Source organism: Sphaerisporangium sp. NPDC049457, from assembly GCF_055586705.1.
The window spans coordinates 17,253-27,167 of the sequence record NZ_JBVJHR010000017.1 but is presented as its reverse complement, the minus strand read 5'-3'; the positions used below and the strand labels follow the sequence as shown (position 1 = coordinate 27,167).

10 protein-coding genes are annotated in these 9,915 nt (G+C 72.2%); 1 reads left to right on the top strand and 9 read right to left on the bottom strand.

Features of this window, described 5'->3' with window-relative positions; translation table 11 throughout:
- Nucleotides 1-82: 82 nt before the first annotated feature.
- The 9 genes from ACZ6QO_RS25590 to ACZ6QO_RS25550 form a co-directional block, all read right to left on the bottom strand.
- Nucleotides 83-718, bottom strand: a complete 636-nt coding sequence (locus ACZ6QO_RS25590) for an antibiotic biosynthesis monooxygenase family protein (protein ID WP_465854138.1) — start codon at nt 716-718, stop codon at nt 83-85.
- 161 nt (nt 719-879) lie between these two features.
- Entirely contained in the window at nt 880-1,347 is a 468-nt protein-coding gene (locus ACZ6QO_RS25585) for an SRPBCC family protein (RefSeq protein ID WP_465854137.1), read from the bottom strand.
- 15 nt (nt 1,348-1,362) lie between these two features.
- Nucleotides 1,363-1,614, bottom strand: coding sequence for an acyl carrier protein (locus ACZ6QO_RS25580; RefSeq protein WP_465854136.1), 252 nt, complete (start codon nt 1,612-1,614; stop codon nt 1,363-1,365).
- A 30-nt stretch (nt 1,615-1,644) separates the two neighbouring features.
- A complete protein-coding gene (locus tag ACZ6QO_RS25575) occupies nt 1,645-2,886 on the bottom strand; it encodes a ketosynthase chain-length factor (RefSeq protein ID WP_465854135.1) in 1,242 nt (413 codons plus the stop codon).
- Nucleotides 2,879-4,153: a beta-ketoacyl-[acyl-carrier-protein] synthase family protein gene (locus ACZ6QO_RS25570; RefSeq protein WP_465854306.1), complete on the bottom strand. Its 1,275-nt coding sequence runs from the start codon at nt 4,151-4,153 to the stop codon at nt 2,879-2,881. Before ACZ6QO_RS25570 ends, ACZ6QO_RS25575 begins: the two co-directional genes overlap by 8 nt.
- Before the next feature lie 89 nt (nt 4,154-4,242).
- Entirely contained in the window at nt 4,243-4,662 is a 420-nt protein-coding gene (locus ACZ6QO_RS25565; RefSeq protein WP_465854134.1) for a cupin domain-containing protein, read from the bottom strand.
- Nucleotides 4,655-4,984 (bottom strand): TcmI family type II polyketide cyclase, encoded by a 330-nt coding sequence (locus ACZ6QO_RS25560; protein ID WP_465854133.1) that lies wholly within the window; start codon nt 4,982-4,984, stop codon nt 4,655-4,657. Before ACZ6QO_RS25560 ends, ACZ6QO_RS25565 begins: the two co-directional genes overlap by 8 nt.
- A gap of 88 nt (nt 4,985-5,072) precedes the next feature.
- Nucleotides 5,073-7,151, bottom strand: coding sequence for an AfsR/SARP family transcriptional regulator (locus ACZ6QO_RS25555; protein ID WP_465854132.1), 2,079 nt, complete (start codon nt 7,149-7,151; stop codon nt 5,073-5,075).
- 362 nt (nt 7,152-7,513) lie between these two features.
- Nucleotides 7,514-8,638: an epoxide hydrolase family protein gene (locus ACZ6QO_RS25550; RefSeq protein WP_465854131.1), complete on the bottom strand. Its 1,125-nt coding sequence runs from the start codon at nt 8,636-8,638 to the stop codon at nt 7,514-7,516.
- A 123-nt stretch (nt 8,639-8,761) separates the two neighbouring features.
- On the opposite strand from ACZ6QO_RS25550, the gene ACZ6QO_RS25545 reads away from it, so the two are divergent.
- On the top strand, nt 8,762-9,736 hold the full coding sequence (locus ACZ6QO_RS25545) for a helix-turn-helix transcriptional regulator (protein WP_465854130.1): 975 nt from the start codon (nt 8,762-8,764) through the stop codon (nt 9,734-9,736).
- The last annotated feature ends 179 nt before the right edge of the window (nt 9,737-9,915 follow it).

The window sequence follows — 9,915 nt, the reverse complement described above, 5'->3', positions numbered from 1 at the left end:
CTCTCCACACCCGCCCCCGTCCCCCCCCCCCCTCCCCCCCCCCCCCTCCCCCCCCTCCCCCCCCCCCCCCCGCCCGGGCCGGTCAGTAGGCGGCCACGACCTCGTAGGAGCCGAAGATCCCGAGGTTCTTGTCGTGGTAGCGCGCGAGCGGGGAGGTGGTCGGCAGGTGTTCGGGGCTGCGCTCCCACTCCCGGTAGGCAGGCAGGTCGTCCCACTCGCTCAGCACCGCGTACCGGCGCGGGTCGCGCAGCGAGCGCAGCAGCTCGTTGCCGCGCAGCCCGGCCCGGCCCGTCAGGGTGGTGCTGATCTGGTGGTAGGCGCTCTCGATCGAGCCCTTGTCGGACTCGGGCTCGTTGAGGTACAGCGCGACGCGCACGCGGCCGGGCTCGGGCGCGGGGCGGTCGCCCAGGCGCGAGGAGACCAGCATGGGGGTCATCGAGGTGCCCGCCGGGTCGCGGTAGGGGTCCAGGCGCATGCGGTTGGCGGCGTGCTCGGCGCTGTGCTCGAACTGGTGGAACTTCTCCTCGTTCTCCCAGTCGCTGACGATGTAGTAGACGCCGTCCTCGTCGGGGCTCTTGGCCAGTGACTGGCCGACGTTGGCGGGCTGGCGGGCGATGGTGGAGGCGACTTCCCGCCAGGTCTTCTCGAAGTCTCGCTCCATGCCGGGATGGATCCGCATTTTGACCATGACGCGGTAGACGCTGTCCTTGTGGTTCATGCCCACTCTTCTCTTTCTGTCGCGTGCTTTCTGGCGGGAGCGGGGGCAGGCGTGCCGGGTTCGGCCCCGGTGGCGGGGCCGTTGTGAGGCGCGGCCGTACGAGGCCGCGTGGGGGCAGGGTGGGGGTGGTCGGTGGCGGGGCGCGTTGCGGGTGCGGACACTCAGGCGCGGGCGGGGGACTGCTCGGCGGCCTCTTCGACGAGCTGCCGGATCCGGTTCATCTGGATCACGGTGTTGTCGTTGAGCCGCTTGGTCATCTGCTTGTCGCTGAGCGGGGCGTCGGGCCGCATCTCGAAGTCCTGCACCCAGCGCATGCGCACGGCGTCGGGAACCTGGGTGTACTCCCAGAACAGGTTCATGTACTTGAACCAGCCCGGCTCGACCCGGTGGGCGCGCACCGTGCGGGTGGCCGGGTCGGGGGTGCGCTCGGAGACCCAGCTCCACTCGTTGCCGTCGGCGTCAGGATGCATGGTGAGCCGGAAGCGGATGGTGGGGCCGCGCTGTTCGAGGATGTCGGCCGAGGAGTACTCGCTGAACAGGGTGGGCCACGACTCGACGTCGTTGGTCATGTTCCACACCAGGTCCATGGGGCCGGCGATGATGATCTCGTTGTCGGTGTGTCCTGCCATGGCGTTCCTTCCGGTTCAGGCCGCGAGCCGGCGGTCGACGTAGTCGACGGCGGCCTGCGGGGTCTTCAGCTCGTCGACGGCGTCGTCGGGGATGCGGACGCCGAACTCCTGCTGGATGCGCGCGGCCATCTCCAGCACGGCCAGGGAGTCGTAGCCCAGGTCGGCGAAGGTCATCTGGCCGATGTCGTCGGCGAGGTCGACGGTCTCCGGCACTCCCGCGCAGCCGCCCATGATGCGTCTCATGTCGTCGAGGGTGAATGTCGTCATGTCGTTCTCCGTTGTCGCGAGGTCTGTCTGTCAAGGGGCCGTGACGAGCAGGGCCGCGTTGAAGCCGCCGTGGCCGCGGGCCAGCACCAGGGCGTTGCGCACGGGCCCGTCCCTGGCCGCGCTGCGCACCAGGTCCAGCTCGCAGGCCGGGGCGGTGGCGCGCACGCCCACGGTGGGCGGGATCACGTCGTCGCGGACGGCCAGCAGCGCGGTGGCCAGGTCCAGCGACGCGCCGCCGGCGTACAGGCGTCCGGTCATGGTCTTGGGCGCGGTGACGGGCACGCCGTAGGGTCCGAAGACCGCCGCGATGGCGCGGGCCTCGGCCACGTCGTGGCCGGGGACGCCGAGGGCGTCGGCGAACACGACGTCGACCTGCTCGGGCGTGACGCGCGCCTCGCGCAGGGCCAGGGTGATGGCGCGGCCCAGGTTGGAGCGCGGTTCCGCGCCCGGTTCCGGGCGCGGGTCGAAGGTCGCGCCGTACCCGGCGATCACGCCGTAGGGACGGGCGCCGCGGGCGTGGGCGGCGGCCTCGTCCTCGACGATCAGCATGGCCCCGCCCTCGCCGGGGACGTAGCCGCAGGCGTCGGCGTCGAAGGGCAGGTAGGCCCGTTCGGGGTCGTCGCGGGGGCTCAGCATCCCGGTGGAGATCTGGGCGACCAGTCCGTAGGGGCACAGCGAGGCGTCGGTGCCGCCGGTGACCACGATGGTGGCGTCCCGGCGCAGCAGCCGCCGGGCCTGGGCCATGACGTCCAGGCCGCCGGCCTGCTCGGAGCAGATGACGCCGCAGGGTCCGCGCATGCCGTACCGGATGGAGATCTGGCCGGTGGTGGCGGCGTAGAACCAGGCGATGGACTGGTACACGCCGACGAACTCCGGTCCCTGGCTCCAGAGCTTCTCGATCTCGCGCTGGCCGAACTCGGTGCCGCCCGAGGAGCTGGCGGTGACGACCGCCATCTCGTATTCGGGCAGGTCGCCGGGTTTGACGCCCGCGTCGTGCAGGGCCATGTCGGCGGCCGCGAGGCCGAGGTGGCTCCAGTGGTCGGTCTGGACGGCCAGGCGGCTCGGCACGTGCTCGGTGTCGTCGAACTCCGACACCTCGCCCGCGACGCGGACCGGGTAGCGCTCGGAGTCGAAGCGGGTGATCCGCCCGAGGCCGCTCTTGCCGTCCAGCGTGGCCGCCCAGTAGGCCTGGGTGCCCAGGCCGTTGGGCGCGGCGACGCCGATGCCGGTCACCACCGGGCGGGTTCCCGGCCCGTGGTCGGGTTCAGTCATGGCCGCCTCCTTGGCCGGTGCCGCCGCCGTCGCGGGCCAGCAGCATGGCCGTCTGGAACCCGCCGAAGCCGCTGCCGACGCTCAGGACCACGTCCACGGGCTGCTCGCGCGCGGTGAGCGGCACGTAGTCCAGGTCGCATTCGGGGTCGGCGGTGTGCAGGTTGGCCGTGGGCGGGACGACGTTGTGCTTGATGGCCAGCAGGCAGGCGGCGACCTCGATGGAGCCGATCGCGCCGAGCGAGTGCCCGATCATGGATTTGATGGAGCTGACCGGCACCTGGTAGGCCCGGTCGCCGAGCGCGCTCTTGAATGCCGCGGTCTCGTGGCGGTCGTTCTGCCGGGTGCCCGACCCGTGGGCGTTGATGTAGTCGACGTCCCCGGGTTCCAGCCGCGCCTGGCGCATGGCGGCCCTGATGGCCTCGGCCATCTCGCGGCCGTCCGGTTTGAGGCCGGTCATGTGGTAGGCGTTGCTGCGGCTGGCGAACCCGACGATCTCGGCGTACACCTGGGCGCCGCGCCGGAGGGCGGCCTCCCGCTCCTCCAGGATCATGATGGCGCAGCCCTCGCCGAGGACGAAGCCGTTGCGGTCCAGGTCGAACGGGCGTGAGGCGTGCTCGGGGTCGTCGTTGCTGGGCGAGGTCGCCTTGATGGCGTCGAAGCAGGCGACGGTGATCGGCGAGATCGGCGCGTCGGTGGCCCCGGCCACGACGGCGTCCGCGCTTCCCTCCTTGACCAGCTGGTAGCCGTGCCCGACCGAGTCGAGGCCGGCGGTGCAGCCGGTGGAGATGAGCGCGACCGGGCCCTCGGCGCCGCCGGTCCAGGCGACCTCGGTGGCGATGGTGCTGGGCACCATGTACCCGTACAGCTGGGGCACCCCGTAGGCGGGGTCGACCAGCCATCTCCGGCCGCCGTCGCTGAGGACGACGTACTCCTCCTCAAGGCCCATGGTGCAGCCGACGGCGCTGCCGACGGAGACGCCGATCCGTTCGGACGGGACGCCGGCGCCGGCCAGGCCGCTGTCGGCCAGCGCCTCGCGCGCGCTGACCACGCCGAGCTGGGCGGCGCGGTCCATGCGGCGGATCTCCTGCGGCGACAGGCCCTGGGCGGCCGGGTCGAAGTCGCATTCGGCGGCGATCCGGGAGCGGAAGCCGGTGGCGTCGAACAGGCTGATGGCCCGGGTGGCGGTCCGCCCGGCGGTGATCAGCTCCCAGAACGCCTTGACGCCGATGCCGCCGGGCGCGGTGACGCCGATGCCGGTGACGACCACCCGGCGTTCCCGCCGCGTGCGCGGTGAGGGCGGGCGGGCCGGTCGCGCCCGGGTGCGGCGCCGTGCCGTCGGACGGGTGCCGGTGAGGTTCACCGCGGGCTCCCTGCCTGGGCCTCGCTCGCGGCCTGCTCGGTGTCGACGTGGCCGAGGTCGGGGCGGGGCGCGAGGGGGCTGGCGTGGAACACCATGCAGGCCTCCTCGGTGCCGGTGTTGTCGACGCGGTGCCGGACGGTCTTGGGCACCATGAGCGCGTCGCCGGGGTTGAGGACGATCTCCTGGCCGCCGTCGATGCGGGCGGTGACCGTGCCCCGTACGAGGTACATGAACTCCTCGGAGTAGGGGTGGTAGTGCTCGACGAAGTGCTCGCCGGGCTTGAGGTAGGCGACGCCCATGAAGCCGGAGGTGGCGCCGGCCGTCTTCGGGCCGAGCAGGACGCGGATGTCGCCGCCGCGTCGGTGGTTGGGCTCCACCTGCTCGGCGTTGAACTTGGACAGGCGGATGTCACTCATGGCCGTCGGCCTCCCAGGTGTAGAAGGGTTCGGCCATGGCGTCCTTGGGCTCGCGCCAGCCGGGGTCGTAGGGGCGGATGTGCTCGCTGAGCCGCTGGTTGATCTCGCCGTACAGCGGGTGGCTGCGTGCTTTGTACAGGTTCGGCGTGATGTCGCGGTCCGCCTCGACCAGGTGGAAGTACAGGTCGTGGAAGCGGAACAGCGTGCGGCGTGACACTCCGATGAGATGCGGCAGGTCGCTCGCGTCCGAGTCGGCGAAGATCTTCGCGACGGCTTCGGTCTCGGAGGGCTCCATCCGCGCCACGATTAGCGTCCGGTGCACCAGGCGTCTCCTTTCGTTCCGTACGCAGCAATGCTGCGTGGAACGCCTGGTTTGATGCTGATGCGACGCTAGTGTCGGGAAATGTCGGTCAGGGGCCGAGTACGTGGGACGCGCCGTTGACGCACTCGGCCGGCGCGGTCAGCGAGAGCGGCCGCCCGGCGGTCTCGTACCGGCGGTCGGGCGCCCCGGCGGCCGCGGGCGTCTCACAGGGAGCGCCCTCCTCGGAAACGCTCTCGTGAGGAGCGGCCTCCTGGGGAGCGGCCTCCGGCGCGGTGGGCGCCGGAGGAGCGGCCTCAGGCGTGGAGGGTGCCGGGGGAGCGGCCTGCGAGGAGGCGGCCACCGTCTGCCCGTGGCCGTCCAGCTCCCTTTCCAGGCACTCGCGCGCGTACAGCCGGACCAGCTCGTGGATGGCGTAGTGCACCTCGCCCAGGGGCGTGGTCCGCGCCGACAGCAGCGAGCAGTCGGCCAGCCGCGCGAGGAGCCGCTCGGCGTGGCCGGGTTCGCAGCCGAGCAGCGCGCCCGCCTGGCGCATGGTGATGTCCGGGGTCTGCAGCAGGCCGAGGAGCCGGAACAGGCTGCGCTCGCGCTCGCCGAGCCGCTCGTAGGTGGCGCGGAAGGCGGTGCGCACGTCCAGGTCGGCGACCCGCAGGTCCGAAAGGCGCGAGCGGGGGTCCTCCAGGCGCTCGGCGAACTTGGCCAGCGTCAGGCCCTGCCCGGCGGCCAGGCGCGAACCGGCGCACCGCAGCGCCAGCGGCAGCCGCCCGCACAGGCGCACGATCCGCGTGGCCGCCGCGCGCTCGCTCTCGAGCCGGGCCACCCCGATGATCCGGGCGAGCAGTTCCAGCCCCTCCTGCTCGGTGAGCGGCTCCAGCTCCACCATGTGCGCGCCGGCGAACCCGTGCAGGGCGAAGCGGCTGGTCACGATGACGGCGCAGCCGGCGGAGCCGGGCAGCAGCGGCTGGATCTGGGCGTATCCGGCGGCGTCGTCGAGCACGATGAGCACCTGGCGGTCGCTGCACCAGGTGCGGAACAGCTTGCTGCGCTCGTCGCGGTCGGCCGGGACGTCGCCCGGAGGGACGCCCGCGGCGCGCAGGAACCCGGCCAGCACCTCGCCGGGCTCGGCGGGGACCCCCGACCCGCCGAGCTCGGCGAAGAACTGCCCGGACGGGTAGGCCGCGCGGGCCCGGTGGGCGGCGTGCACCGCCAGCGCCGTCTCGCCCACCCCCGGCATCCCGCTGATGCACACCACCCGCACGGCGGTGCCGGACCCGGCCGGACCCGACAGTACGGCGGCGATCTGGTCGCCCACCTGGCCGCGGCCGACGAAGTCGGCGATGTCCGGCGGGAGCTGGGCCGGTTTGACGGCCGCCGCGGGCGCGGCGGCCGGGACGGCGGCCGGCGCGGGGTTCAGGTCGGGTTGTTCCAGGCCGGGGTTGGCCGACAGCAGCCGCTGCTGCAGGCGGCACAGGGCGGGGGAGGGTTCCAGGCCGAGCTGCCCGACCAGCACCTGACGCAGGTTCTGGTACACCTCCAGCGCCTCGCCGCGCCGCCCGGCCTGGTACAGGGCGGTCATCAGCTTGGCGTAGAAGTCCTCGTTGAGCGGATGGGTGGCGATGAGCTGCTTCAGCTCGCTGATCAGCTCGCGGTGCCGTCCCAGGCGAAGGTCGGCGTCCAGGCGCAGTTGCAGGGCCCGCAGCCTGCTCTCCTCCAGGCGGGTGATCTGCGCCGACAGCAGTTCGCCCGCGGCCAGGTTGGCCAGGGCGGGCCCCCGCCACAGCGCGAGGGCCTGGGTCAGGGTCTCGGTCGCGTGCGCGGCGTCGTCGCGCTCCAGCGCGCTCCAGCCGTCGGCGACCAGGCGTTCGAAGCGGTACACGTCGATGGTCTCGGGAGCGGTGGCCAGCAGGTAGCCGTAGGGTTGGGTCACCACCGTGGCGGGGCCGCCGGTGCCGAGCATCTTGCGCAGTTTGTACACGTAGGTGTGCAAGGTGGGCAGGGCGGTCGCCGGGGGCCGCTCGCCCCACAGCTCGTCGATCAGCTCGCGCGTGGACACGATCTGGTTGTGCCGCAGGACCAGCATGGCCAGCACCGCGCGGACCTTGGCGGCGCTCGGCGTCAGATCGGCGCTGTCGTCGACGACTGCCAGCGAACCCAGAACCCGGAACTCCATGTGATCTCCGCAGTTGATCGGCGACGCCGTCCGAGCCGACCGGCGCACGGCGTCGGCGCGTGCTCGGGCGCCTGGTGGACTCCTCGAATTTAGATGGAGCCGCTTATCGGAACTGCCGGAAAGATGGCTCATGAGGACAAAATCTCCGAAAAAGTCCTGGTCTAGTACTATATTCTTTACCTCGTCCAGCATTTCCCAATAATGTCGGCCCGGCTTTGGCCAGGAAAAGCGCCGCATCTCTGCCAGGGTTTAATGCGACAAATGCGGATAATTCCACAAGCCGCACGTGGTGCGGCCCGGGGCCGGGACCGCTCACACGTCCGCTACCCCCGGCCCTGCTCCGGCGCCGGCTCAGCGCGTCGTCACCGCAGCGGCCCGAAGAACGCCCGCAGGTCCGCCGCCAGCACGTCCGGGGCCTCCATCGCCGGGAAGTGCCTGCCGCGCCGGAACTCGCTCCAGTGCGCGCCGGCCGGCGCGGCGACCAGCCTGCGCACCGTCTCGTCCGCGCCGAAGACCGCGAACCCCTGCGGTACGGCGGGCGGCGCGCCCCAGTCGGACGAGTGCGCCTGCTCGTACAGGCTGTGCGCGGCGCTAGCGCCGGAGCCGGTGAACCAGTACAGGCTGACCGTGGTGAGAAGCTGGTCGCGGTCGACCGGCAGGTCGGTCCACTCGTGGACCTTCTCGGCGATCCAGGCCAGCTGCAGCAGCGGTGAGTCGGCCAGGCCGTAGCCGATGGTCTGCGGCCGGCTGTTCTGGATCGCCAGGTAGCCGGACCCTTCCTTGCCGAACGCCTCCATCCGGCTCAGGATCAGCTTGTCGACCGGGTCGTTCTCGTCGAGGCGGCCCGCCATCCCCGGGATGAAGGTGGCGACGCTCGCGGCGGTCAGCGGGTCGGTCACGACGTGCGCGCCGATGACCCGGTCGCCGTCGAGGCCGGCGACCATGCCGGACACACCGGCGCCGACGTCGCCGCCGTGGACGCCGTACCGCTCGTAACCGAGCCGGCGCATCAGCTCCACCCAGGCGCGTGCGGTGCGGCCCATCGCCCAGCCGGTCGCGCTCAGCGGGGTCGAGAAGGCATAGCCGGGCAGCGACGGCGCGACGACATGGAAGGCCTGGCCCGAGGCAGGGGCGACCAGCGGCTCGATCAGGTGCAGGAACTCGGCGACGGAGCTCGGGTAGCCATGTGTGATCAGCAGCGGCTTGGCGTCGGGCCGGTCGGACCTGATGTGCAGGAAGTGGACGCGCTGGCCGTCGATCTCGGTGACGAACTGCGGGTACCGGTTCAGCCGTGCCTCCTGGGCGCGCCAGTCGTACCGCGTGCGCCAGTACTCGGCGAGCTCCTTCAGGTGATCTACGGGCACGCCGCGCGTCCACTCCGTGCCGGGCAGCTCGCCGGGCCAGCGGGCGTTGGCGAGCCGGTCGTGCAGGTAGTCGACGTCGGACTGGGGGATCTCGATGCGGAAGGGCTCGATGCCGTCGCTCACTGCGCTTCTCCTTGTCGACGGGCCGGTACGGCCGGGCGGATCGTGAGCGCTCTTGTCTCACGCGGAGAAGACTAGGAACATTCGCGGAAAGGATCGTTCCTAGATTGCCGTGAGGATCGAAGCATGCTGGAAACCTCGGCGCGGCTGCTGCGCCTGCTGTCGCTGCTGCAGGCCCGGCGCGACTGGACCAGCGCCGAGCTCGCCACCCGGCTCGGCGTCACCACCCGCACCGTCCGCAATGACATCGGCAGGTTGCGCGCGCTCGGCTACCCGGTCGACGCGCGGCCGGGTGTGGCCGGCGGGTACCGGCTCGGCTCGGGCGGCGCCCTGCCGCCGCTGCTGCTGGACGACGACGAGGCGGTGGCGGTCGCGATCGGCCTGCGCACCGCCGCGAGCGGCTCCATCGCGGGGATCGAAGAGACCTCGATGCGCGCGCTGGCCAAGCTGCAGCAGGTGCTTCCCCCGCGGCTGCGTCACCGGGTGAGCGCCTTCCGGTCGCACGCGCTGCCGATGCCGTCGCCCGGCGCGCAGGTCGATCCGGACGTGCTGACCGTGATCGCGAGCGCGTGCCGGGACCATGAGCGGCTCCGGTTCGACTACCGGGCGCATTCCGGGGCGGCCACCCGGCGCTCGGTGGAGCCGTACCGCCTGGTGCACGACCGGCGGCGCTGGTACCTGGTGGCCTTCGACGTGGACCGGGACGCCTGGCGCACCTTCCGGGTCGACCGCATCGAGCCGCGGACGCCGGCCGGGCCGCGCTTCACGCCCCGCGCGCTACCGCCCGACGCGGAGATCACGGCGCGAGTGGCACGCGGAGTCGGCGAGGCGACCTGGCGATACCAGGCGCGGGTGATCGTGCACGCGCCCGCGTCACAGGTGCGAGAGCGGCTGCCGATCCCGGTGGAGGTGCGGCCCCTTGGCGAGGATCGGTGCGCGTTCGAGCCGGGCTCGGACCACCCGGAGATGCTCGCCCTCTATCTGGGCATGCTGGACGCCGATTTCACCATCGTGGACTCGCCAGAGCTGGTGGACGCGCTACGCACCCTGACAAGGCGCTACCAGCGCGCGATCGACGCCGGCGAGAAGGCATCCGGTTAGCCGGTCGGCTCGCAGCCGGAACACCGCGCATCCTCGACACATGGCCACGCCACCCTCGGTCCAGCCTCGCCGGGCTGCCCGCTACGGGCGGCGTTTCGGTTCCGGGACCAGGGCGCCTCCATCGTGTTCCCATCGTCCGACCAGCGGCCGGGCGCATCGTTGCGATCAGAGAGGCCCGC